Source organism: Nocardioides nitrophenolicus (genome assembly GCF_016907515.1).
GTDB classification, from domain to species: Bacteria; Actinomycetota; Actinomycetes; order Propionibacteriales; family Nocardioidaceae; genus Nocardioides; species Nocardioides nitrophenolicus.
This window is the reverse complement of record NZ_JAFBBY010000001.1, coordinates 4,705,521-4,728,827: the sequence shown is the minus strand read 5'-3', so window position 1 is coordinate 4,728,827 and position 23,307 is coordinate 4,705,521. Positions and strand designations below refer to the sequence as shown.

Sequence of the window (23,307 nt, the reverse complement as noted above, 5' to 3'; positions counted from 1 at the left end):
GTCGTCGGAGTCCTGCTCAGGCCGGCTGCATCTCCGCGTCGCCGGTCAAGATCTCGGCCGCGCGGGCCGACATCAGCTTGTCGTTCTCCTCGGAGAGGCGGAGGACGAGGGACTCCAGCTCAGCGACCCGGTTGCGCAGTCGAGCGTTCTCGAGGGCGATGCGGGGGTCGCGGAGGTCGCTGTTCAGGTGGCCGATCAGCGCCTTGGCCATGAAGTTGAGCCTTCCGGTTCGACGGGTGTCGGCCCGTGGGGGGCCGTCTCCAAGAGTCCCACTTCGGGACGGCCCGGTCAAACCTGCGACGCACCCCCGGACCGGGGGCGCGGACGAGTGCCGGGAAGGCCGCGGGTCACCGCAACGGGGAAGGCCCGGAGACCGGGCCCTCCCGGCACGCTCAGGGGGTCAGCAGCCGTGCTTGACCTCGCCGGTGCAGTTGTCGCGCCCGGCACCGCCGTAGACCACGTCGACGCCCGGGCCACCGCGCAGGATGTCGTTGCCGCCGCGGCCGCGGATCACGTCGTCGCCCGCCTTGCCGCGGATCGTCTCGGGACGGTCGCTGCCGAGCAGGGTGTCGTTGCCGGCACCGCCGATGTAGGCCTGGAAGCCCTTCAGGGTCGGCTTGTTGCCGCCCTCCCAGGTGGCCCAGCCGGCGGCTACGTCGAGCCGGACCGGAGTGGTCAGCGGCGCGAGGGTGAAGGTGTCGACGCCCGAACCGCCCTTGAGCACCGAGGTGGTCGCGGTGTTCAGGCCCGGGGTCGGCTCACCCGTCGCCGGCGCCGGGGTGCCGACCAGGAAGGCGTCCTCGCCCTTGCCGCCACGCAGCTCCGCCGAGGTGCGGTCGAAGACGATGGTGTCGTCGCCGGCGTTCATCTTCAGGATGCTGGGGCTGGTCAGGAAGCTGACGTAGGCGATGTCGTCGCCCGCGCCCGCGCTGATGTCGGCCGCGGGGACCTTCGAGGTGATGGTGTCGTCGCCGTCGCCGCCGAAGACGACGTCGTGGCCCTCGAGGACGGTGATCTTGTCGTCGCCGGCCCCGCCGTCGATCCAGTCGTCGCCCGCGCCGCCGTCGATGGTGTCGTTGCCGTCGCCGCCGCAGATGGTGTCGTTGCCCTCGAGGCCGTCGAACTTGTCGTTGCCCTTGCCGAGGTAGACGACGTCGTCGCCGGTCGTGCCGGTGAGGACGTCGTCGCCGTCGGTGCCGACGATCGTCGCCGGCTTGCCGTTGCACAGCGGCGGGTCGACGGCGTACGCCGTCCCGGAGACGACGGTCGTGGCCCACAGGGCCCCACCCGTCACGAGGGCGAGCGCACCCGCCGTACGCCGAAGATTGGTGTGCATGGTTCGTACTCCTTGGATGTCGTCGAACATGACACCCACCACAGCGGATCGCGGAGGTGGGGTATTACAGCCGGTGGTCAGCAGGAGTGCCGGGCCTCGCCCGTGCAGTCGTCGCGCCCGGCGCCGCCGTAGACCACGTCGACGCCCGGGCCGCCGCGGAGCCGGTCGTCGCCCGCCCGGCCCCGGACCACGTCCTCGCCCGCCTTGCCGCGGATCGTCTCGCCCCGGTCGCTGCCGAGCAGGACGTCGTTGCCGATGCCCCCGACGTAGACCTGCATCCCGCGGAGGCGGGCGGCGTTGTCCTGCCAGGTCGCCAGGCCGAGCGCCGCGTCGAGGCGGACCGGCGCCGACTGGGTGACCAGGGTGAAGGTGTCCTCGCCCGAGCCGCCGAGCAGCAGCGAGGTGGTCGCGCGGTTGAGGTCCGGCTGGTCGACGAAGACCGGGTCGGGCGCCGCCTCGAGGAAGACGTCGTCGCCCCTGCCGCCCCGCACGTCGCCCGAGGTGTTGTGGAAGACGACGGTGTCGTCGCCGGAGTTCATCCGCAGCGGCGTGGTCAGCCAGCTGGCGTAGACGATGTCGTTCCCGGCGCCGGCGTGGACGTCGGCGACGGGGACCCGGACGGTGATCGTGTCGGCGCCGTCGCCGCCCAGCACGCCGTCGCGACCGGCGAGCACGCTGACCTTGTCGTCGCCCGCGCCGGCGTCGATCCAGTCGTCGCCCTCCCCGCCGTTGACGATGTCGTTGCCGTCGCCGGCGAGCACGATGTCGTTGCCGTCGCCACCGCAGACGACGTCATTGCCGCCGTAGGCGTCGAAGCGGTCGTTGCCCTTGCCGAGGAAGGCGACGTCGTCACCCGCCGTCCCGACGAGGACGTCGTCGCCCTCCGTCCCGACGACCGTCGCCGGCCGGCCACCACACTCGGGTGGGGCCGCGGCACCGGCGGTGGCCGGGACGCCGACGGCGACCCAGAGGGCGCCGCCCGTCGCCAACGCGGCCAGACTCGTCACTGCCCGAGTTCGACGGTTCATGGTGTGCACCCTCCGAGAGATGGACCGACACCCAGGGAGCGGACGACGGGGGTGAGGGATTACACACCGGCGGACGGGGAAGGCAGGGAAAAGCGGCGCGCGGGTGTAATGGATCGACCACCCGGCCCGCTCACCGTGGTGTGTCAGGATCGATGGCGGTGGGCGAGCTCGGGGAGGTTCCCGGACCTCCCGCCGTCCGTGCCCTGACCGTCGAGCGAGGAGCCGTCCTGACCGCGCCCGTGCCCCCGCGCACCGCCGATCCCCTCGGCGAGCCGCTGGCCCGGGCCCTCGACGGCGACGAGGGCGCCTTCGGCGAGGTCTGGCGGCTGCTCCACCCGCCGCTGCTGCGCTACCTGCGGGTGCGCGAGCGGGACAGCGCGGAGGACATCGCCGCGGAGACCTGGCTGCACGTCGTGCGCGACCTGCACCGCTTCTCCGGTGGGCCGGCCGAGTTCCGCGCCTGGGTGTTCACCCTCGGCCGGCACCGCGCGATCGACGCCGGCCGCGCCCGGGCCGCGCGCCCCAGCACGCCCACCGCCGAGGTGATCGACATCGGCACCGCGCCCAGCGCGGAGGCCGCCGCACTCGAGCGGGCCGACACCGAGGCGGCCGTCCGTCTGGTGGCCACCTTGCCCGCGGCCCAGGCCGAGATGGTGATGCTGCGGGTGGTGGCCGGGCTCTCGGTGGCCGAGGTCGCCGCGATCGTCGACAAGAAGCCCGGCACGGTGGCGGTCAACGTCCATCGCGCGTTGAAGAAGCTGGCCACGACACAGGAGAGCCGCACCAGGAGGGGGGTGAGCAGATGAGCACGGAGCACGACGACCTTGCGGAGTTCGAGGACTCGAACCTGGTCCGCGCCCTGCGCGCCCCCGGCACGCCCGCCGAGCTGGCCGACGAGGCCCGCTTCGTGGCCGCCTTCGCCTCCGCCCGGCCCGCCGCCCACGACGGTGTCGCCCGCGGCGGCCGTGGCGGCAGGGCCGCGCGCGGCGGGCGGATCGTCGGTCGGGTCGGCGTCGGCGGCGCCGCGCTGCTCGCGACCGTCACCCTCACCGGAGGCATGGCCGCGGCCGCCTATACCCAGCATCTGCCGCCCTCCGTGCAGGCCATCGCCCACGACGCGTTCGGCGGTGTCGGCGTCCCGCCGGCAAGGCCCCTCACCCCCGAGACGACCGCGCCCCGCCCCACGCCCCCGCCCTCCCCCTCGGCTCCGCACCCGACCGAGTCCACCGACCGCCGTACGCCTCAGCAGGGGCACTCGCCCCACGCCGGCTCCTCGACCACCCAGGGCGACCACGGATGGGCCGACGCGGAGAGCGGCAGCCCCACCGACCCCACCGCGCCGACGCCGACCGCTCCGACCTCCGAGACCGGTTCCCCGACGGCAGGCTCCAGCAGCCCCACCAGCCCCTCGACCGGCGACACCGCCCCCACCACCGGCACCCCCGCTCCCCCGGTCAGCGCCACCTCGGTCGGCGCCACGACCTCCGTCCGGCGCGTCGTCACCGGCGGCCGCGCCACCGTCACCGGCCTGGTCCGCGACGACGGCGAGCTCGTCGAGGGCGCCGAGGTGACCCTGCTCCAGCGCCACGGCTCCAGTGCCTGGACCCGCGCGGGCACCGCCGTCACCGGTCAGGACGGCACCGCCATCTTCGCCACCGGCACGCTGCTGGAGACCACCACCTACCGGTTCCGCGTCGAGCTCGACACCGACGGCGACTCCGAGCCCGACGACGTCCTGCTCTCCCGCACCCGCCGGATCGGCGTCCAGCCGATCCTGACCCTGAGCGCCACCGGCGCGATCGTCGACGCCCACACCGTCGGCGCGGGGACCGGCGACGCGATCACCGTCAGCCGGCGCGCCCCCGACGGCCGCCTGGTCCGCATCGGCATCCGGCGGCTCGACGACCAGGGCAACGCGAGCTACGACCTCTCGGGCTACACCGGGCGCGTGCGGGTGCTCGTGCGGGTGCTGCGCACCTCCACCCACACCGCGGTCAAGAGGTGGATCACGGTGCGGGTGCCGCGCGAGCCGAAGGCCCCGCCGAGCACGCCGAGCATGCCCTCGCCGTCGAGCTCGCCGACCGTGGATCCGACCGGCACCCCGAGCGCTACGACCGGCGCTGACACCTCGGGCAGAAGTACGACGACCGGTTCATGAAGGCGACCCGGCGGATCGGCGTACCGCACCGGTCGCAGGGCTCGCCCTCGCGGCCGTAGGCGTGCAGCGAGCGGTCGAAGTAGCCGGACTCGCCGTTGACGTTGACGTAGAGCGCGTCGAAAGAGGTGCCGCCCTGGGCCAGCGCCTCGTTCATCACGTCGCGGGCGTGGGAGAGCAGCTCGACGGCCTTGGCCCGGCTGAGCCGGTCGCCGGGGCGCTCGCCGTGGAGCCGAGCCCGCCAGAGGGACTCGTCGGCGTAGATGTTGCCGACGCCCGAGATCAGGCCCTGGTCGAGCAGCAGCCGCTTGACGCCCGAGGTACGCCGGCGCAGCCGGGCGACGAACAGCTCGTCGTCGAACTCCGGGTCGAGCGGGTCGCGGGCGATGTGGGCGATCTCGGGAGGCAGGACGGCGCCGTCGAGCGAGACGGAGAGCCCGCCGAACATCCGCTGGTCGACGAAGCGCAGCTCGCGGCCGTGGTCGGTGCCGGTGAGCGCGAAGCGCACCCGGAGGTGCCGCTCGGCCGGGGCGTCGACCGGCTGCACCAGCATCTGGCCGCTCATGCCGAGGTGACCGAGGATCGCGTTGCCGTCGTCGAGCGGGAGCCAGAGGTACTTGCCGCGTCGGCGGGCGCCCTCGATCCGGCGGCCGGTCAGCGCGGCCGCGAAGCCGGACGCCCCGCTCGGGTGGCGTCGCACCGGCCGGTCGTGGAGGACGTCGACGGCGGCGATGGTGGCGCCGGTGACGTGGCGCTCGAGGCCGGCACGGACGACCTCGACCTCGGGGAGCTCGGGCATGCGCGCGGTCAGCCGCCGGCGGAGCTCGAGCGGCCGTCGGCGACGGGGCGGCCGTCGGCGTCGAGCCCGAGGGTGGCGGCGATCTCGCCGTACGCCGTCTCGGCGGCGCCCTGTTCGGCCTCCTTCTTGGAGCGGCCGGTGCCGTTGCCGTAGAGCCTGTCGCCGACCCGGACCTGCGCGGTGAAGGTCTTCATGTGGTCGGGACCGTCGTCCTCGATGACGTACTCCGGCACGCCGAGGGACTGGTCGGCGGCCAGCTCCTGCAGCGAGGTCTTCCAGTCGAGGCCCGCGCCGAGGGCGGAGGCCGCCTCGATGAGCGGGTCGAAGAGGCGGTGGACCAGGGTCGAGGAGACCTCGATGCCGCCGCTGAGGTGGACCGCGCCGATCACGGCCTCGACCGTGTCGGACAGGATCGAGGCCTTGTCGCGACCGCCGGTCGCCTCCTCGCCGCGGCCCAGCTTGATGTGGGCGCCCAGCCCGATCTCACGGGCGACGCCGGCCAGCGCGCGGGCGTTGACGACGGCCGCGCGCAGCTTGGCGAGCCGGCCCTCGGAGAGGTCCGGATGCGCCAGGTAGAGCGTCTCGGTGACCACGACGCCCAGCACCGAGTCGCCGAGGAACTCCAGCCTCTCGTTGGTCGGAAGACCACCGTTCTCGTAGGCGTAGGAGCGGTGCGTCATCGCGCGTTCGAGCAGCTCGGGGTCCAGGACCGGATCCCCGAGCGCTCGACGCAGCTCGACGTAGTCGGTGATGCCGCTGACCTGACTCGACTGGCCTGGGTCGACCGGGTGGGTCAGAGGACCTGGCGACGCTCGGCGCGCGCGCCGTACTGGCCGCAGGTGCCGCAGGCGCGGTGCGGGAGGTGCTTGGCGCCGCAGGCCGGGTTGGCGCAGGTCACCAGCGACGGGGCGACAGCCTTCCACTGCGAGCGACGGTGCCGCGTGTTGCTGCGCGACATCTTCCGCTTCGGAACAGCCACTGTCTTCTCCTTGGTTCGGGTGCGCTCGGGGCGAGCGCCTCTTCAGTCCGTGGGGTCTTGCTTGAGCTCGGTCAGCGCCGCCCACCGCGGGTCGATCGCAGCCTCGTGCGTGTGGTCCGGCTCGTCGACGAGTCGCATCCCGCACTCGGGGCACAACCCGGGACAGTCGTCCTGGCACAAGGGCTGGAACGGTAGTGCGAGCACCACCGCGTCCCGCAGCACGGTCTCCAGGTCGAGCAGGTCGTCCTGAAGCATGCTGACCTCGTCGTCCTCTTCTGCTCCCTCGGCGTCACGGATGTCGTCGTAGACGAACAGCTCCTGGAAGGTCACCGTGAGGTCGTCACGGATCGGCTCCAGGCACCGCACGCACTCACCCTCCAGGCCGGCCGAGGCCGTCCCGGTGACGAGCACGCCTTCCATGACCGCCTCCAGGCGCAGGTCGAGCTCGACCGGCGCGCCCTCGGGGACGGAGAGGACTTCGATGCCCAGATCTGCCGGGGCCGGAACCGTCCGCGACACCTGACGCTGGGACCCCGGGCGGCGGCCGAGCTCGCGAGTGTCGAGCACGAGCGGCGCTCTCGGGTCCAGGTTGTTCAGGGGTTCGCTTCCAGGTCCGGGCACAACAGATCAGGTCGATATTAGTCGCGCGGGTCGGAGGCGGCCAAATCAGGCCCCGGTCAGCCCTGCCGCGAGGCGATCTTGGCGGTCAGCCGCGCCTGCACCGCCGGGGGCACCAGGGCCGAGACGTCGCCGCCCAGCATCGCGACCTCCTTGACCAGGCTGGACGACACGTAGCCCAGGCTCGCCGTGGTCGGCACGAAGATCGTCTCCACGCCGGTGAGGTGGGCGTTCATCTGGGCCATCGGCAGCTCGTACTCGTAGTCGTTGCCGCCGCGCAGGCCCTTGACGATGGCGTGGGCGTCGATCTCGCGGCAGAAGTCGACGATCAGGCCGGTGAACCCCATCACCGTCACGTTGGGCAGGTCCGCGCACGCCTCGCGCAGCATCTCGAGCCGCTCCTCGGGGTCGAAGAGCCGGGACTTGGAGATGTTGGTGCCGGTCGCCACGACGAGCTCGTCGAAGAGCCCGGCGGTGCGGCGGAAGATGTCGACGTGGCCGTTGGTGACCGGGTCGAAGGAGCCGGGGCACACCGCGCGGGTCATGGGCCGAGGCTATCGGGCTCGTTCCGCTCGGCCAGCCACAGGTGGGTCTCGCCGTACTTCTTCAGGCAGCGCTTGCCCGCGAGCGGTCGCAGGCCCGCGGGCCAGGCCGGCTCGGGGCTGCGGCGTGAGCGCTCCACGACCACCAGCGCGCCGTCGGCGAGCCAGCCGTGCTCGACGAGGAGCGCGAGATCGGCCGCGACCGCCCCGTCGGACAGCGGGTAGGGCGGGTCGCTGAACACCAGGTCGTACGCCGCCCGCGCGGGCTCGGCGAGCACCGTGGCGACCGAGCGGGCGACCACGTCGGCCACCTCGCACCCGACCGCGCGGGCGTTGGCGCGGACCAGCTCGGCCGTGCGCCGGTCGGCCTCGACGAGGGTCACGGCCGCGGCGCCTCGGGACCAGGCCTCGAGGCCGATCGCACCCGACCCGGCGTACAGGTCCAGGAAGCGCAGGTCGTGGAGCGAGCCGGCCCAGGCCTCGATCGCGGAGAACAGCGCCTCGCGGACCCGGTCGCTCGTGGGGCGGGTCTGGTCGCCCTTGGGGGTCTGCAGCCGGCGGCCGCCGGCGCGGCCGGCGATGATGCGGGTCACGGGCCCTCCTACGACTTGTCCACGAACCCGGCGAGCTGGGACTGCTCGAGCTCGCGCACGGCCGCGGCGAGCTCCGGCGCCTGGCCGAGCTCGGCGTCCGCGTCGAGCAGGCCCTCGGCGGCCTCGCGTGCGGTGAGGATGGTGTCCTCGTCGCGCAGCACCCGCAGGTTCTCCAGGCTGGAGCGGCCGCCGGCCTGCGAGGCGCCGAGAACGTCGCCCTCGCGGCGCATCTCGAGGTCGATCCGACTCAGCACGAAGCCGTCGGTGGTCGAGGCGACCGCCTCCAGGCGCTCCCGGGACGGCGAGTCCGCCTCGGCGTGGCTGACCAGCAGGCACAGCCCGGGCAGGCCGCCACGACCGACCCGGCCGCGCAGCTGGTGGAGCTGGGAGATGCCGAACCGGTCGGCGTCGAGGATCACCATCGTCGTGGCGTTGGCGACGTCGACGCCGACCTCGATCACCGTGGTGGAGACGAGGACGTCGACCTCGCCCGCGGCGAAGGCCCGCATGGTGGCGTCCTTCTCGTCCGCCGGCAGCCGGCCGTGCAGGCCGGTCACCCGGATGCCGGCCAGCGGGCCCTGGGCGAGCCGGCCGACGACCTTCTCGACGGCCGCGGCCGGCGGCCGCGGGGTCTCCTCGGCCGGGGCGTCCTCGTCGGGCACGTCGACGGCGTCGACCTGGCCGGCCTCGGGCTCGTCGCCGGAGATGCGGGGGCACACGACGTAGACCTGGTGGCCCTTGCCGACCTCCTCGCGCACCCGCTCCCACACCCGGCCGATCCAGCCCGGCTGCTCGGCGAGCGGGACGACATTGGTCTGGATCGGCGCGCGGCCCGCGGGCAGCTCGCTGAGGGTGGAGGTCTCCAGGTCGCCGAAGACCGTCATCGCGACGGTGCGCGGGATCGGGGTCGCGGTCATCACGAGGAGGTGGGGCGGCGCGGCGGCCTTGTCGGTGAGCGCCGCCCGCTGCTCGACGCCGAAGCGGTGCTGCTCGTCGACGACGACCAGGCCGAGGTCGGCGAACATCACCTGGTCCTGGAGCAGGGCGTGGGTGCCGATCACCAGGCCGGCCTCGCCGCTGGCGACCCGTGAGAGCGGGCCGGTGCGCTGGGTCTTGGTCATCGAGCCGGTGAGCAGCTCGACGCGCGTCCCCTCGCCGGAGCCGAAGATGGTGCCGCCCTCGCCGAGGTCGCCCAGCATGGCGGCGATCGAGCGGTAGTGCTGCTGGGCGAGCACCTCGGTCGGCGCGAGCAGCGCCGCCTGGCCACCGGAGTCGACGACCCGGAGCATCGCACGGAGCGCGACCAGGGTCTTGCCGGAGCCGACCTCGCCCTGCAGCAGGCGGTTCATGGGGTGCGGCTGGGCGAGGTCGTGCTCGATCTCCCTGCCGATCGACGCCTGGCCGGCGGTGAGCTCGAAGGGCAGCCGGGCGTCGAACGCGGCCAGCACCTCGCTCACTCCCCCGGTGCGCGCCGTCGCGCCCTCCGCGCGCCGGGCCCGGCGACGCCGGCCGAGCACCAGCTGGGTGATCAGGGCCTCCTCGAACCGGAACCGGTGGTGGGCCCGCGCGACCTGGTCGCGGTCGTCGGGCTGGTGGACCCAGTCGTAGGCCTGCTGGATCCCGACGACGTCGTACTCCGCGCGCAGCTCGTCGGGCAGCAGGTCGGCGACCGGCTCCAGGACCTGGCGCGCGAAGGTGACCGCGCGGGCGATGTCCCAGGTCTCGACGCCCTTGGTGAGCGGGTAGATGGGGAACAGCGGGCCGAAGTCGAGCACGTCCTCGACGCCGTCTCCTCCACCCTCGGCCTCGTCGCCCATCCCGAAGATCGTCATCGCCGGGTTGACCAGCTGCCACTGGTCGCGGAACCGGTCGGCCTTGCCGAGGAAGACCCCACGGTTGCCGACCGCGACCCGGCGGGCCTGCCACCCGGCGGTGCCCTGGTTCTTGGCGAAGAAGGTCATCTTCAGCCGCGGGCCACCGGTGCGCAGCACCGCCTCGACGCGGTACGCCGGTCGGCCGGTGCGACGGTCGCGGTAGCTCTTGATCTCGCACTCGGCGATCTCGCCGACCACGCACAGCAGCTGGCCGATCCGCAGGTTGTCGATCCGGGTCAGCGAGCCGGTCTCCAGGTAGCGCCGCGGGAAGTGGCGCAGCAGGTCCCCGACGGTCTGCAGGCCGAGGCCCTCCGCGAACCTCTTGCGCTTGGCCGGGGTGGCCGCGCCGAGGACCGCGGTCAGCGGGGAGTCGAGGGTGATCACCGGTGGTCTCTCATTCGACGGACATCAGCAGCGGGTAGCGCTCCTGGCCACCGTCGTACACCACGACGTCGACATGGGGGTGGAACTCCTCGACCCAGGCCGTCGCGCGGTCGACCAGGCCCTCGCCGTCGACGCCGCTGACGATGGTGACCAGCTCGCCTCCCGCCGCCAGCAGCCGGTCGAGGACGACGAGCGCCACCGCGCCGAGGTCGTCGCCGACGACGGCGAAGTCGCCGGCGATCACGCCGAGGGCGTCACCCGGCTCGCAGGGGCCGGCCATGGTCATCGCCTGCCGGGCGGCGATGGTCACCGCGCCGTGGCGCACGTGGCGGGCGGTCGCGGTCATCTCGGTGACGTCCTGGTCGAACGCGCGACCCGGCTCGTGGACCGCGACCGCCGCCAGGCCCTGGACCTGGGTGTGGGTCGGGATCACCGCGACCCGCAGGCCGCGGGTGCCGTGGTCGGCCTCCGCGGTGCTCGCGGCGGCCAGCGCGGCCCGGATGGTCGGCTCGTCGTTGGGGAGCACCACCACCTCGCGGGCCCCGCACCTGGTGATCGCCTCCAGCAGCTCGCCGGTCGAGGGGCGCCGGCCCGGACCGCCGAGGACGACCTCGGCGCCGGCCTCCTCGAACAGCGCCGCCAGCCCGGGCCCCGCCGCCACCGCGACCACCCGACGGCCCGCGAGGGGGGCCAGGGTGTCGGCGGTGGTCTGGGCCGCGGACTGCGCGGCGATCTGCTCGGCGAAGTGGGTCACCCGGATCCGGTGCGGCCGCCCCGCCTCCAGGCCGACCTCGATCGCGGCGCCGACGTCGTCGGTGTGGACGTGGACGTTCCAGAGCCCGTCGCGGCCCACCACGACCACCGAGTCCCCCAGCTCGCCGAGCCGCTCCCGCAGCCGAGGCGCCTGGTCGTCGTCGGTGTCGAGCAGGTACATCACCTCGTACGCCGGGCCGTCGGCACTCAGCTCGTCGCCCGCCGGCTCCACATGGGGCACCGGGATCAGGTGGCTGCCGAGCGGCGCCGTCACCGGGATCGGCCGGCGACCGGTCAGCACCGTCTCCGCCGCGTCCAGGATCACCGACAGCCCCCGCCCGCCCGCGTCCACCACCCCGGCCTGGGCGAGCACGTCGAGCTGCTCGGGGGTGTGCCCCAGCGCCTCACGGGCCGCGGCGGCCGCGGCCGTGAGCACGTCGCTGCTGCGGGCACCCGGGACGGTGGCGGCCGTCGTACCTGCTTCGGCGGCGGCACGCATCACGGTCAGCATGGTGCCCTCGACCGGCTCCCCCACCGCGGCATAGCTCGCGGCCGAGGCCTGCTGGAGCGCCTCGGCCATGACCACGCCGTTGCGCTCCCGCGGCGTCGCCGCGGCGATCCGGCGCGCGGCGGCACCCAGCATCTCGCTGAGGATCACCCCCGAGTTGCCGCGCGCGCCGAGCAGGGCGCCGCGCGCGAGCGCCGCCAGGGGAACCCCGATGTCGGCCACCCGGTCGGGGTCGTCGGCGTCCTCGCCGAGCGTCGTACGGATGGCGTCGCGGGCCGCGACGACGGTGAGGTACATGTTGGTGCCGGTGTCGCCGTCGGGCACCGGATAGACGTTGAGGGCGTCGACCTCCTCGCGCGCGCCCGCCAGGGCGTCCACCGCGATGTCGACGAACCGGACCACGGACGAGAGCGCGATCCCGCTCCGCCCCTCCCCGGGCACCGTCCGCTCGTCCATCGGGGTCACCCTAGATGAAGCTCCGCCGATTTCGGCGGGCGCGGCCCCGTCGGCTATTCTCGTCCGGTTGCCCGAAGCGCCCTCTGAGCGCGCGGGCCGCCCGTGAACCTTAGATCCGCGATCCAGGAGTGACAACCATGGCCGCCGTGTGCGACATCTGCGACAAGAAGCCGACCTTCGGCAACAACCGGCCGTGGTCGCGCAAGATCACCAAGCGCCGCTTCAACCCCAACATCCAGCGGGTGCGCGCCGTCGTCAACGGCACCCCGAAGCGGATGAACGTCTGCACCGGCTGCCTCAAGGCCGGCAAGGTCTCCCGCTGACCTGACCCACGCACTTCTCCTCGACCCGCCGCTCACCCGCGGCGGGTCGATGTGTTTTGGCCGACCCGGCGGAAAGTGTCGTCCGTAGGCCGCCGACCCGGCAGAAAGTGGCTCGCGCGCCTGCGCACGGTCGGCGAGTTTCTGCGGGTCGGCGCGAAACCGGAGCCAGTTTCTGCCGGGTCGGCGCGAAACCAGAGCCAGTTTCTGCCGGGTCGGCGCGAAACCGGAGCCAGTTTCTGCCGGGTCGGTCAGAAGTGGGTCCACCCCGTCGGCCCGTCGTACGCCGACCCGTCGACTGTGACCGGCAGCTCCCCGCGATCCGACACCGACCCGATCCGCACCCATCCCTCCGGCAGCGCCACCCCCGGCGGGAAGGTGGCGAGCAGCGGGTGGTCCTCTCCCCCGCCGAGGATGAACTGGAGCGGGTCGGCGCCGGTGGCCTGGCCGACGGCGAGCAACGGCTCCGGTACGTCGAACGAGGCGGTCTCGACATCGATCGTGACGCCGGAGTCCTCGGCGAGGTGGGCGGCGTCGGCGAGCAGTCCGTCGGAGACGTCGATCATGGAGGTGGCGCCGGCCTCGGCGGCGACCGGGCCGGCGGCGTAGGGCGGCTCGGGGCGGCGGTAGGCCTCGACCAACACCCGGGGCGAGCGGAAGCCGCGGCCGAGGACGGCGAGGCCGCCGGCGGACCAGCCCTGACGCCCGCACAGCGCGAGCACGTCGCCGGGCGCGGCGCCGGAGCGCCGCACGGGCGAGACGGTGCAGGCGCCGAGGACGGTGACGGAGATGACGACCTGGTCGGCGCGGGTGACGTCACCGCCGACCAGGCCGGCGCCGACGGTGGCGCACTCCTCGGCGAACCCGCGGGTGAAGTCGAGTGCCCACTGGGCCGGCAGGTCGGCGGGCGCCGCGAGGCCGACGGTGAGCCACTGGGCCCGACCGCCCATGGCGTTGATGTCGGAGAGGTTCTGGGCCGCGGCGCGGCGCCCGACGTCGTACGCCTCGACCCAGTCGCGCCGGAAGTGGCGACCCTCGACCAGGACGTCGGTCGACACGACAACATGTCCCTTGCGCACCCGCAGCACCGCGGCGTCGTCGCCGGGGCCGATCAGCACGTCCTCACCGGGCGCGGTGACGGCGACCAGCTCGCCGATCCGGGCGATCAGCCCGAACTCGCCGAGGTCCGCAAGCGTCGTGTCCGGTGCGATCGCGTCAGCCATGGCCCCATCCCACCAGACGTACCCGTGGGTAGCCCGGCCGGCTCGCGAGTTCTGTTCCGCCGGGGGTGCGCGGTAGGTTGAGGCAGTTCCACCACACCTATCCGGCGGGAGCGTGACCCCATGACGGTGCAGGCCTACATCCTGATCCAGACCGATGTCGGCAAGGCGGCCGAGGTCGCGCGCGAGGTCGGTGCGATCGCCGGCGTCACGCTGGCCGAGGACGTCACCGGACCGTACGACGTGATCGTGCGTGCCGAGGCCCGCAACGTCGACGAGCTGGGCAAGCTCGTGGTCTCGAAGGTGCAGAACCTCGAGGGCATCACCCGCACGCTCACGTGCCCCGTCGTCCACATCTGATCCTCGCCGGCCTCGCCGTCCCCGTCGCCCTCGTGGCGGCCGGGTGCGGCGGACCGGTCCCGGTCGACGTACCGAAGCTGTCGGCCGCGGACCAGGACGCCTGCGACGCCTTCGCCGCGGACCTGCCCGACACCCTGTACGACGAGAAGCGGGTCGACATCGAGCCGGCCGACGCCCCCGCCGCGGCGTACGGCGACCCGGCGATCGTGGTCCGCTGCGGTGTCGGCGTGCCGAAGGGCTTCGACGAGACCGCGTCCTGCGAGTCGGCGAACGGCGTCGGCTACTACCTGCCCGACGAGCAGTACACCGACCAGGACCTCGACCTGACCCTCACCACCGCCGGCTACCGGCCGCGGATCGAGATCAGCATCCCCGCGCGCTACCGGCCGAACGCCGGTCCGGCCGCGATGGCGGTGCTGGCGCCGCTGGTCAAGCAGCACCTCACCCTGGTCGACGACTGCGACTGAGCGTCATGACGACGAGCACTGCCCCGCCCTTGGTCGTGCTCGACTGCGACGGGGTGCTCGTCGACAGCGAGCCCCTGGTCCAGCGCGTCGAGATGGCCATGCTCGCCGAGCTCGGATGGCCGATCACGCTGGCCGAGATCCAGGCCCAGCATCTGGGACGCCCGTGGCCGGCCATCCAGGCCAACATCGAGAGCCGGATCGGCCGCCCCCTACCCGCGGACTTCCGCGAGCGCCGGGTCGCGGCCAACGACGCGGTCTTCGCGGCAGAGCTGACGGCGGTGCCGGGCATCGTCGAGGCGCTGGCCCTCCTGGCCGGGGCCGGCCACCTCACCTGCGTCGCGTCGTCCGGCTCCCACCGGCGCATCGAGCGGGTGCTGGGGCTGACCGGCCTGCTCGACCAGTTCCGCGGACGGATCTTCAGCACCGAGGACGTGGCGCGCGGCAAGCCGGCGCCGGACCTGTTCCTGCATGCCGCGGCCCGTGTCGGCGTACCTCCGCAGCGGTGCGTCGTCGTCGAGGACAGCCCCGCGGGCGTGGCAGCCGCCGTCGCGGCGGGCATGCCCGTCGTCGGGTTCGCCGGCGCGACGCCCGCCCCGATGCTGTCCGGAGCGGACGTCGTCATCGACGACATGGCGCGGCTTCCCGCGGCCGTGGCCCGGCTGACGGTCTAGCGCAGCCCGGTGTCGCGCTGCAGGGCCAGGGTGAGCAGCCGGTCGACCAGTTCGCCGTACGTCACCCCGGTCGCGGCCCACATCTGCGGGAACATCGACAGCGGCGTGAAGCCCGGCATCGTGTTGAGCTCGTTGACGACGAGCGATCCGTCGGGCATCAGGAAGAAGTCGACCCGTGCGAGCCCCTCGCAGCCCACCGCCGTGAACGCGGCCGCCGCCATCGCGCGCATCCGCTCCTCGACACCGTCGGGCAGGATCGCTGGGACGTCGAGCTCGGTGTGCTCCTCGGGCAGGTACTTCGCCTCGAAGTCGTAGAACTCGTGCTCGCCGGTGATCCGGATCTCGGCGGGCAGGCTGGTCTCGACGCCGCCGTCGAGGGCCTCCAGTACGCCGCACTCGATCTCGCGGGCACCCTCGGCGGACACCTCGACCAGCACCTTCGGATCGTGCTCGAGCGCGCCCTGGAGGGCGTCGTCGAGCTCGTCGGGCGCATGCGCCTTGGCGATGCCGATGCTGGAGCCGCCTCGGGCGGGCTTCACGAACAGCGGGTAGCCGAGGGCAGCGGCGCGCTCGCGCACCGCCTGCGGGTCGGCCTTCCACTCGCGCGCGGTGACCGTCACGCTCGGCATCACGGGCAACCCGGCGTCCTTGAGGACGACCTTCATGAACGCCTTGTCCATGCTGACCGCGGACGCGAGTACGCCGGACCCGACGTAGCGGACGTCGGACATCTCGAACAGTCCCTGGATGGTGCCGTCCTCGCCCCAGGGGCCGTGCAGCAGCGGGAAGACGACGTCGACGTCGCCCAGCTCGCGCGGCGTCTCCGCGGGCTCGCTGACGACCAGGCCGGTGCCGTCGCTGGTGGGCGCGAGCGCGACGGGGGCACGACCGCCGTCGACAGCGGGCAGCTGGCCGGGACCGGTGATCCGGTGCCGCTGCGGGTCGTCGGCCTCGAGCACCCAGCGGCCGTCGGTGGCGATGCCGATCGGGACGACGTCGTACTTGTCGCGGTCGATCGCCTGCAGCACGCTCCCGGCGGTCACGCACGAGATGGCGTGCTCACTGGAGCGGCCGCCGAAGACGACAGCGACGCGGACACGGCGGCCGGTGGGAGAGCTCATCGGCGAAGACCCTACCTTTGGGACATGTCCGGCTCCGAGTCCGCACCCCGCCCGCCTCGTCCGCTGCACCCCGCGACCGTCGCCGTCACCGCGGGTCGGCCGCCCCATGAGCCCGACCAGCCGATGAACGTGCCGATCACGATGACCTCGACGTACGGCGCGACCGGCGAGCTGGAGTACGGCCGCTACGGCAATCCCACCTGGTCCGCCTTCGAGGATGCCCTCGGCGCGCTGGAGGGTGGCCGGGCGCTGGCGTTCTCGTCGGGCATGGCCGCGGTGACCACGATCCTGGACCTGGTCGGCATCGGCAGCAGCGTGATCGCGCCGCGGCACGCCTACAACGGCTCGGTGACCGCGCTCGCCGACGCCGAGTCCCGGGGCCGGCTGAAGGCGACGCTGGTCGACATCACCGACACCGCCGCCGTCATCGCCGCCCTGCAGGCCGACGAGGACTGCGGTCTGCTCTGGCTGGAGTCCCCCACGAACCCGGCCCTGGAGATCGCCGACATCCCCGCCCTGACCGCGGCCGCGCACGAGCTCGGCATCCGGGTCGTCGTCGACAACACCTTCGCCACTCCCCTGCTCCAGCAGCCGCTGTCGCTCGGTGCGGACATCGTCGTGCACTCGGCCACGAAGTACATCGCGGGGCACAGCGACGTCCTGATGGGCGCGATCGTCGTGCCCGCCGAGGGGACCGACGACGAGGTGTACGGCGCCCTCAAGGGCCGCCGCGACCTGGCCGGCGCCGTACCCGGTCCGTTCGAGGCCTGGCTGGCCCTGCGCGGCCTGCGCACCCTCCACGTCCGCCTCGAGCGGGCCGCCGCCAACGCGTCCGAGCTGGCCCGCCGCCTCGCCGACCACCCCGCCGTAGCGGAGGTCCGCTATCCCGGCTTCGGCGCGATCGTCGCGCCGGTCCTCGCCGGCGGCGCCGACGCCGGCGACTTCCTGGTCCGCGCCACCTCCCTGTGGGTCCACACCACCTCGCTCGGCGGCGTGGAGTCGACCTTCGAGCGCCGGCGCCGGTGGAAGCTCGAGCCCGCGACGATTCCCGAGGGCCTGGTGCGGCTCTCCGTCGGCATCGAGGACGTCGAGGACCTGTGGGCCGACCTGAAGCAGGCGCTCGACAGGATCAACGCATGAGCGAGCTCGCCGCTCGGCTGCGGGCCGACCTCGCCACGGCGATGAAGGCCCGCGATCTCCCGCGGGTGAAGGTGCTGCGGACCATGACGGCCGTGGTCGCGAACGCCGAGGCGGTGCCGGTGACCGAGTCGTCGCGGACGACGAGTGCCGGACCGATCGCCGGCGCGGCCATGGGGCTGGGCGCGGCCGAGGCCGCGCGGCGCGAGCTCACCGATGACGACGTACGGACGCTGGTCGCGGGTGAGAGGGACGAGCGGCTGGCCGCGGCGGGTCAGGTGGAGGCGCAGGCGCCCGAGCGGGCGGCGGAGCTGCGGGCCGCGGCGGAGCTGCTGGCGGCGTACCTCTAGCCCCACCCGTTGCACTGGGCGGGCGTTTCTTGCACTTGTCGGGCGTTGCAATGGCCGCCCAGTGCAGGAATCGCCGGTCGACCGGCGATTCCTGCAGCCGCTCAGCTCAGCTCAGCCTTCGTGTCCCGACTGATGAACGCATCCATCAGCTGCGACGTCGTCATCCGCCCCTGCACCACCTCGTCGACCGCGTCCACGATCGGCGCGTCCACGCCGGTCCGGGCGGCGAGGGCGCGCAGCGACGAGCAGGACTTGGCGCCCTCGGCGACCTGACGGGTCGAGGCGTAGATCTCCTCGACGGTCATCCCCTGGCCCAGCTTCTCGCCGAAGGTGCGGTTGCGCGACAGCGGCGAGGAGCAGGTGGCGACGAGGTCGCCGAGGCCCGCGAGACCCATCAGGGTGAGCGGGTTGGCGCCGAGGTTCATGGCGAGGCGGGCGGTCTCGGCGAGGCCGCGGGTGATCAGCGAGGCGGTGGTGTTGTCGCCGAAGCCCTGGCCTACGGCCATGCCGACGCACAGCGCGACCACGTTCTTGTAGGCGCCGCCGTACTCGCAGCCGAGGACGTCGACGCTGGTGTAGGGCCGGAACGCCGGGGAGTGCAGCCGGCTCTGGAGCCTGGTCGCGACGCTCTCGTCGGCGCAGGCGACGACCGAGGCGGCCGGCTCGCGGCGGGCGATCTCGCGGGCGAGGTTGGGGCCGCTGACGACGGCGATCCGGTCGGCGGCGATGTCGCCGACCTCGGCGATCACCTCCGACATCCGCTTGAGGGTGCCGAGCTCGACGCCCTTCATCAAGGACACGAGGACGGCGTCGGACTCGACGTACGGCAGGAAGGTGGGGAGGTTGTCGCGCAGCGACTGCGACGGTACGGCGAGCACGACGACGTCGGCGCCGGCGAGCGCCTGCTCGGGGTCGTGCGTGGCCGTGATCCGGCGGGGCAGCTCGATGCCGGAGAGGTAGTCGACGTTCTCGTGCCGCTCGTTGATCGAGGCGGCGACCTCCTCGCGCCGCGCCCACATGCTCACGTCGTTGCCGGCGTCGGCCAGCACGATCGAGAACGCCGTCCCCCAGGATCCGGCGCCGAGCACCGCGACCTTGTTGCCCATCAGCTCGCCGCCTTCTTGTTCTTCTTGAACCGGTCGCCGCGCACGGCCATGTCGTAGCGCTCGGCGGGCGCGGTCTCGCCGCGCACCAGCTCGAGCTGATGGGTGATCGCGGTCATGATCCGCTCGGTCGCCTCGTTGACGACGGCGATGGTGCGCTCCTTGGCCCGCAGGTCTTCGAGCTGGACGGGCGGCCCGACCCGCATCACGACCTTGTGGCGGGGCACGAGGTGCGGCCGCTTGGTGTACGGCGGCAGGATCTCGTGGGCTCCCCACTGTCCGACCGGGATCACCGGACAGCCGGTCTCCAACGCGATCCGGGCCGCGCCCGACTTGCCCTTCATCGGCCACATGTCGGGGTCGCGGGTGATCGTGGCCTCCGGGTAGATCACGACGCACTGGCCCTCTCGCACCGCCTCCACCGCGGCGGCGTACGCACCGACGGCGTCCTTGGTCTCCCGCTTCACCGGGATCTGTCCGGCGCTGCGCAGGAAGAAGCCGAGGGCCTTGTTGTCGAAGAGGCCGGACTTGGCGAGATAGCGCGGCTTGTAGCCGTGGTCGTAGACGAGGTGTGCGGCGGTGAGCGGGTCGACGTGGGAGATGTGGTTGAGGGCGATGATGAAGCCGCCGCTCTCGGGGATGTTCTCCCCGCCGATCCATTCGCGCCGGGTGGTCGCCAGGAGCGTGGGCTTGATGATGGGTACGGCGATGTTGAAGGCCCATCCCCGCTTCTCCTGCAGCTTGCGCACACTCACGAGAATGCAGGTTACCGCTCAGTCGCCGTGGGCACTCCGGGGCACGACCGGGCCGCCTGACAGGATTGCGGGGTGTTCACGCGTCCGGGCTCCTTCGCCGTGCTGCTGCCGGTGAAGTCGCCGGGCACGGGCAAGTCCCGGCTCGGGACGCTGCGCGACGACGAGCGCTCGCGGCTCGCGGCCGCGTTCGCGACCGATGTCGTCGACGCCTGCCTGCGGACCTCCGGCGTGGCGGGGGTGCTGGTGGTCAGCGACGACGACGCCTTCGCCGCCACGCTCGCCGCGCGTGGCGCGCGGACCTGTGCGGATCCGGGCGGTGGCCTCAACGCCGCTCTGCGGCACGCGGCTGCCGTGCTGCGTGCCGAACGGCCGGACCTGCGGCCCGTCGCGCTGTGCGCCGACCTGCCCGCGCTCACCTCCGAGGACCTCGCGGCGGCGCTCGTCGACGCCGGCTCGCAGCCGGGGCCGTGCTTCGTGCGCGACGCCGACACGACGGGAACCACGCTCTACTCCGCGGCGTACGACGAGTTCGACCCGCGCTACGGCGTGGGATCGGCCAGTGCCCATGGGGGTTCCGGGGCCCGCGCGCTGGCCGGGGAACTGGTGACGCTGCGTCGCGACGTCGACGACCTGGACAGTCTCACCGACGCGATCGCGCTCGGGCTCGGGCCCGCGTCGACCGCCGTGGTGCGCACGATCGGCTCCCTCCCCCGTCGCCCCTGAGACGCCGAACGGGCCGCACTCGTCGTGGAGTGCGGCCCGTTCGAATGGACGTCGAAGCTGGCGTCAGGCCTTCTTCGCGGTCTTCTTGGCCGGAGCCTTCTTGGCCGGAGCCTTCTTGGCGGGGGCCTTCTTGGCGGCGGGCGCCTTCTTGGCCGGGGCCTTCTTCGCGGGAGCGGCCTTCTTGGCGGCGGGCGCCTTCTTGGCCGGAGCCTTCTTCGCGGGAGCGGCCTTCTTCGCCGGAGCCGCCTTCTTCGCGGGCGCCGCCTTCTTGACGGTGGTGGCCGCCTTCTTGGCCGGAGCGGCGGCCTTCTTGGCGACGGTCGTCGCGGCCTTCTTCGCCGGAGCAGCGGCCTTCTTGGCCGGCTTCGGCAGGGCCGGGAGCTTCTTGGCGCCCGACACGACGTTCTTCAGGTCAGCGCCGGCGCTGAACTTCGGAACGGCCTTCTTCTTGGTCTTCACGCGCTCGCCGGTCTGCGGGTTGCGGACCCAACGGGCGTTGCGGACGGCCTTCTCGAAGGAGCCGAAGCCGGTGATGGCGACCTTCTCGCCCTTCGCGACCTGACGGGTGATCGTGTCGAGAACCGCGTCGAGGGCGTGCGCCGCGTCCTTGCGGCTTCCCTCGAAGCGGTCGGCCAGCGCGTCGATCAACTGAGACTTGTTCACTACCTGTCCTTCCGAAACGCCGCGCCGGGCGTCCCTTGGGCTGTTGCGGCCGAGCCCTCGCCCAGCCGTCCTTTCATGGGAACGCTAGGCACTAGTAGACACGCTCACAATCACCACGCCGAAGTTGGTGCCTCTTTTTTCGTGATTTCTGCGGTATTTCGGCCGTTTCGGGCCCTTTTTCGCCCTGAGCGGCCCTCACGCACCGATCCGGGCGAATCCGGGAAAGCCGACGGGCCGACTCGCGAATGTCGCGAATCGGCCCGTCCCAGAGGGGTTTCAGCCACTACTCAGGCGTGCTGGGTGACCGGCTTCCAGCTCGGTCGACCGCTCTCGTACGCCGCGATGTCGGCCTCGTTGCCGAGCGTGATGCCGATGTCGTCGAGACCGTTGAGCAGCCGGTAGCGGGTGTAGTCGTCGATCTGGAAGGGCGCGACGAGGTCGCCGCAGGTGACCGTGCGGGACTCGAGGTCGACGGTGATCTGCGTGGTGGGGTCGGCCTCGATCGCCGCCCACAGCTGCTCGATCACGTCCTGCTCGACCGGCACCGAGAGCAGCCCGGCCTTGCCGGAGTTGCCGCGGAAGATGTCGGCGAACCGGCTCGACAGCACGACCTTGAAGCCGTAGTCCATCAGCGCCCACACGGCGTGCTCGCGCGAGGACCCGGTGCCGAAGTCGGGACCGGCGACCAGGATCGACACGCCCTGGTACTCGGGCTTGTTGGCCACGAACTCCGGGTCGTTGCGCCATGCGGCGAACAGGCCGTCCTCGAAGCCGGTGCGCGTCACCCGCTTGAGGTAGACCGCCGGGATGATCTGGTCGGTGTCGACGTTGCTGCGACGCAGCGGGAGCGCCGTACCGGTGTGGGAGGTGAACTTCTCCATGACGCTGTCTCCTTCTCAGACCAGCTCGGCGGACAGGTCGGCCGGAGAGGCCAGCGTGCCCTTGACGGCGGTGGCGGCGGCGACGGGGACCGACACCAGGTGGGTACGTCCGCCCTTGCCCTGCCGGCCCTCGAAGTTGCGGTTGGACGTCGACGCGCTGCGCTCCTGCGGGGCGAGCGTGTCGGGGTTCATGCCCAGGCACATCGAGCAGCCCGCACCACGCCACTCGGCGCCGGCCTCGACGAAGACCTTGTCGAGGCCCTCCTCCATGGCCTGGTTGCGCACCCGCACCGAGCCCGGTACGACGAGCAGGCGGGTGCCTTCGGCGACCTTGTGACCCTTGATGATCTCGGCGGCGAGACGCAGGTCCTCGATCCGGCCGTTGGTGCAGGAGCCGACGAAGACGGTGTCGACCTTGACCGAGCGCAGCGGCTGGCCGGCCTCGAGACCCATGTACTCCAGCGCCTTCTCGGCGGCGAGCTTGTCGGAGGGGTCCTCGAAGTCGTCGGGCGAGGGGACGTTGGCGCCGAGCGGCGCGCCCTGTCCGGGGTTCGTGCCCCACGTGACGAACGGCGTCACGTCGGCCGCGTCGATCACGATCTCCTTGTCGAAGGTCGCGTCGGCGTCGGTGACCAGGGTCCTCCAGTGCGCGACGGCGGCGTCCCACTCGGCACCCTTGGGCGCCTCGGCCTTGCCCTCGATGTAGGCGAAGGTGGTCTCGTCGGGCGCGATCATGCCGGCCTTGGCGCCCCACTCGATGGACATGTTGCAGACCGTCATCCGGCCCTCCATCGAAAGCGCCTCGATGGCGGCGCCGCGGTACTCGACGATGTAGCCCTGGCCACCGCCGGTTCCGGTCTGGGTGATCAGGTAGAGGATCAGGTCCTTCGCGGTGACGCCCTCGGCCAGGCTGCCGTTGACGGTCACGGCCATGGTCTTCGGCCGGGCCTGGGGCAGGGTCTGGGTGGCGAGCACGTGCTCGACCTCCGAGGTACCGATGCCGAAGGCGATCGCACCGAACGCCCCATGGGTGCTGGTGTGCGAGTCACCGCAGACGATGGTCATGCCGGGCTGGGTCAGGCCGAGCTGCGGGCCGACGACGTGGACGATGCCCTGCTCGACGTCGCCGAGCGGGTGCAGCCGGACGCCGAACTCCTCGGCGTTCTTGCGCAGCGTGTCGACCTGGGTCTTGCTCACCGGGTCGGCGATCGGCTTGTCCCAGTCCAGCGTGGGCACGTTGTGGTCCTCGGTCGCCAGGGTCAGGTCCGGACGGCGCACCTTGCGACCGGCGAGCCGCAGGCCGTCGAAGGCCTGCGGGCTGGTGACCTCGTGGATGAGGTGGAGGTCGATGTAGAGGAGGTCCGGCTCCCCCGGGGTCGATCGGACGACGTGCTCGTCCCACACCTTCTCCGCCAGGGTCTTGCCCATGACTCGCTCCTCCTCGTTCGGGTCGTCGACGGCACCTCTGCCGCCGACCGAGATCCAGCGTACTCTTGCATCCCAGGATCCGA

27 protein-coding genes are annotated in these 23,307 nt (G+C 72.7%); 9 read left to right on the top strand and 18 right to left on the bottom strand.

Annotation, left to right across the window (positions count from 1 at the left end; all coding sequences use genetic code 11):
* Positions 1–16 precede the first annotated feature (16 nt).
* From JOD66_RS22770 to JOD66_RS22760, 3 genes are all read right to left on the bottom strand, one after another.
* The gene (locus tag JOD66_RS22770) at positions 17–211 is read right to left on the bottom strand and encodes a hypothetical protein (protein WP_141799620.1); all 195 of its coding nucleotides are present in this window, start codon (positions 209–211) and stop codon (positions 17–19) included.
* Between the two features lie 189 nt (positions 212–400).
* Entirely contained in the window at positions 401–1,336 is a 936-nt protein-coding gene (locus JOD66_RS22765; protein ID WP_204839091.1) for a calcium-binding protein, read from the bottom strand.
* A 77-nt stretch (positions 1,337–1,413) separates the two neighbouring features.
* Complete coding sequence (locus JOD66_RS22760; RefSeq protein ID WP_204839090.1) at positions 1,414–2,364, bottom strand: calcium-binding protein; 951 nt, start codon at positions 2,362–2,364, stop codon at positions 1,414–1,416.
* 158 nt (positions 2,365–2,522) lie between these two features.
* Here JOD66_RS22760 and JOD66_RS22755 point away from each other — a divergent pair, with 158 nt between their 5' ends.
* A complete protein-coding gene (locus tag JOD66_RS22755) occupies positions 2,523–3,170 on the top strand; it encodes an RNA polymerase sigma factor (protein WP_204839089.1) in 648 nt (215 codons plus the stop codon).
* A complete protein-coding gene (locus JOD66_RS22750; protein WP_204839088.1) occupies positions 3,167–4,522 on the top strand; it encodes a hypothetical protein in 1,356 nt (451 codons plus the stop codon). Before JOD66_RS22755 ends, JOD66_RS22750 begins: the two co-directional genes overlap by 4 nt.
* On the opposite strand, the gene mutM is transcribed toward JOD66_RS22750, so the two are convergent.
* The 8 genes from mutM to JOD66_RS22710 all read right to left on the bottom strand — a co-directional run bounded on the left by mutM (position 4,473) and on the right by JOD66_RS22710 (position 12,025).
* Positions 4,473–5,318, bottom strand: a complete 846-nt coding sequence (mutM, locus tag JOD66_RS22745; protein WP_204839087.1) for a bifunctional DNA-formamidopyrimidine glycosylase/DNA-(apurinic or apyrimidinic site) lyase — start codon at positions 5,316–5,318, stop codon at positions 4,473–4,475. The genes JOD66_RS22750 and mutM overlap by 50 nt on opposite strands.
* Before the next feature lie 8 nt (positions 5,319–5,326).
* Entirely contained in the window at positions 5,327–5,998 is a 672-nt protein-coding gene (gene rnc / locus JOD66_RS22740; protein WP_275579840.1) for a ribonuclease III, read from the bottom strand.
* Positions 5,999–6,111: 113 nt separating this feature from the next.
* Positions 6,112–6,297 carry a 50S ribosomal protein L32 gene (gene rpmF / locus JOD66_RS22735; protein WP_038680298.1) on the bottom strand — a complete coding sequence of 62 codons (186 nt, stop codon included), beginning with the start codon at positions 6,295–6,297 and terminating at the stop codon, positions 6,112–6,114.
* A gap of 42 nt (positions 6,298–6,339) precedes the next feature.
* Entirely contained in the window at positions 6,340–6,864 is a 525-nt protein-coding gene (locus tag JOD66_RS22730; RefSeq protein WP_307823666.1) for a YceD family protein, read from the bottom strand.
* 110 nt (positions 6,865–6,974) lie between these two features.
* Positions 6,975–7,460 (bottom strand): pantetheine-phosphate adenylyltransferase, encoded by a 486-nt coding sequence (coaD, locus tag JOD66_RS22725; protein ID WP_204839086.1) that lies wholly within the window; start codon positions 7,458–7,460, stop codon positions 6,975–6,977.
* Positions 7,457–8,050 (bottom strand): 16S rRNA (guanine(966)-N(2))-methyltransferase RsmD, encoded by a 594-nt coding sequence (gene rsmD, locus JOD66_RS22720; protein WP_204839085.1) that lies wholly within the window; start codon positions 8,048–8,050, stop codon positions 7,457–7,459. Before rsmD ends, coaD begins: the two co-directional genes overlap by 4 nt.
* 8 nt (positions 8,051–8,058) lie before the next feature.
* Positions 8,059–10,308 (bottom strand): ATP-dependent DNA helicase RecG, encoded by a 2,250-nt coding sequence (locus JOD66_RS22715; protein WP_204839084.1) that lies wholly within the window; start codon positions 10,306–10,308, stop codon positions 8,059–8,061.
* 10 nt (positions 10,309–10,318) lie between these two features.
* Positions 10,319–12,025 carry a DAK2 domain-containing protein gene (locus JOD66_RS22710; RefSeq protein WP_204839083.1) on the bottom strand — a complete coding sequence of 569 codons (1,707 nt, stop codon included), beginning with the start codon at positions 12,023–12,025 and terminating at the stop codon, positions 10,319–10,321.
* 137 nt (positions 12,026–12,162) lie between these two features.
* On the opposite strand from JOD66_RS22710, the gene rpmB reads away from it, so the two are divergent.
* Positions 12,163–12,348, top strand: a complete 186-nt coding sequence (gene rpmB / locus JOD66_RS22705) for a 50S ribosomal protein L28 (RefSeq protein ID WP_179724818.1) — start codon at positions 12,163–12,165, stop codon at positions 12,346–12,348.
* A 248-nt stretch (positions 12,349–12,596) separates the two neighbouring features.
* Here rpmB and JOD66_RS22700 read toward each other — a convergent pair whose 3' ends face one another.
* Positions 12,597–13,568, bottom strand: coding sequence for a thiamine-phosphate kinase (locus JOD66_RS22700; protein ID WP_204839082.1), 972 nt, complete (start codon positions 13,566–13,568; stop codon positions 12,597–12,599).
* A 120-nt stretch (positions 13,569–13,688) separates the two neighbouring features.
* Here JOD66_RS22700 and JOD66_RS22695 point away from each other — a divergent pair, with 120 nt between their 5' ends.
* From JOD66_RS22695 to JOD66_RS22685, 3 genes are read left to right on the top strand one after another with little or no spacing between them, the layout of a single operon-like run.
* Complete coding sequence (locus tag JOD66_RS22695; protein WP_204839081.1) at positions 13,689–13,925, top strand: Lrp/AsnC family transcriptional regulator; 237 nt, start codon at positions 13,689–13,691, stop codon at positions 13,923–13,925.
* Entirely contained in the window at positions 13,904–14,392 is a 489-nt protein-coding gene (locus JOD66_RS22690; RefSeq protein ID WP_204839080.1) for a DUF3515 domain-containing protein, read from the top strand. Before JOD66_RS22695 ends, JOD66_RS22690 begins: the two co-directional genes overlap by 22 nt.
* A gap of 5 nt (positions 14,393–14,397) precedes the next feature.
* Positions 14,398–15,063, top strand: a complete 666-nt coding sequence (locus JOD66_RS22685; protein ID WP_204839079.1) for an HAD family hydrolase — start codon at positions 14,398–14,400, stop codon at positions 15,061–15,063.
* On the opposite strand, the gene JOD66_RS22680 is transcribed toward JOD66_RS22685, so the two are convergent.
* Entirely contained in the window at positions 15,060–16,184 is a 1,125-nt protein-coding gene (locus JOD66_RS22680; protein ID WP_204839078.1) for a D-alanine--D-alanine ligase family protein, read from the bottom strand. The two genes, JOD66_RS22685 and JOD66_RS22680, sit on opposite strands and share 4 nt — an antisense overlap.
* A 24-nt stretch (positions 16,185–16,208) precedes the next feature.
* Here JOD66_RS22680 and JOD66_RS22675 point away from each other — a divergent pair, with 24 nt between their 5' ends.
* A complete protein-coding gene (locus tag JOD66_RS22675; protein ID WP_204839077.1) occupies positions 16,209–17,324 on the top strand; it encodes a trans-sulfuration enzyme family protein in 1,116 nt (371 codons plus the stop codon).
* Positions 17,321–17,671, top strand: a complete 351-nt coding sequence (locus JOD66_RS22670) for a GatB/YqeY domain-containing protein (RefSeq protein WP_204839076.1) — start codon at positions 17,321–17,323, stop codon at positions 17,669–17,671. The genes JOD66_RS22675 and JOD66_RS22670 overlap by 4 nt, the downstream gene beginning before the upstream one ends.
* A 101-nt stretch (positions 17,672–17,772) precedes the next feature.
* Here the strand turns inward: JOD66_RS22670 and JOD66_RS22665 are convergent, their stop codons facing one another.
* Together JOD66_RS22665 and JOD66_RS22660 are read right to left on the bottom strand one after the other, a co-directional pair.
* Entirely contained in the window at positions 17,773–18,777 is a 1,005-nt protein-coding gene (locus JOD66_RS22665) for an NAD(P)H-dependent glycerol-3-phosphate dehydrogenase (protein ID WP_204839075.1), read from the bottom strand.
* Positions 18,777–19,529, bottom strand: coding sequence for a lysophospholipid acyltransferase family protein (locus JOD66_RS22660; RefSeq protein WP_204839074.1), 753 nt, complete (start codon positions 19,527–19,529; stop codon positions 18,777–18,779). Before JOD66_RS22660 ends, JOD66_RS22665 begins: the two co-directional genes overlap by 1 nt.
* Positions 19,530–19,601: 72 nt before the next feature.
* Here JOD66_RS22660 and cofC point away from each other — a divergent pair, with 72 nt between their 5' ends.
* Positions 19,602–20,252 (top strand): 2-phospho-L-lactate guanylyltransferase, encoded by a 651-nt coding sequence (gene cofC, locus JOD66_RS22655; protein ID WP_204839073.1) that lies wholly within the window; start codon positions 19,602–19,604, stop codon positions 20,250–20,252.
* A 63-nt stretch (positions 20,253–20,315) separates the two neighbouring features.
* Here the strand turns inward: cofC and JOD66_RS22650 are convergent, their stop codons facing one another.
* The 3 genes from JOD66_RS22650 to leuC form a co-directional block, all read right to left on the bottom strand.
* Positions 20,316–20,915, bottom strand: a complete 600-nt coding sequence (locus JOD66_RS22650) for an HU family DNA-binding protein (RefSeq protein WP_204839072.1) — start codon at positions 20,913–20,915, stop codon at positions 20,316–20,318.
* A gap of 287 nt (positions 20,916–21,202) precedes the next feature.
* The gene (gene leuD, locus JOD66_RS22645; protein ID WP_204839071.1) at positions 21,203–21,796 is read right to left on the bottom strand and encodes a 3-isopropylmalate dehydratase small subunit; all 594 of its coding nucleotides are present in this window, start codon (positions 21,794–21,796) and stop codon (positions 21,203–21,205) included.
* A 15-nt stretch (positions 21,797–21,811) separates the two neighbouring features.
* Positions 21,812–23,224, bottom strand: a complete 1,413-nt coding sequence (gene leuC / locus JOD66_RS22640; protein ID WP_204839070.1) for a 3-isopropylmalate dehydratase large subunit — start codon at positions 23,222–23,224, stop codon at positions 21,812–21,814.
* Between the last annotated feature and the right edge of the window lie 83 nt (positions 23,225–23,307).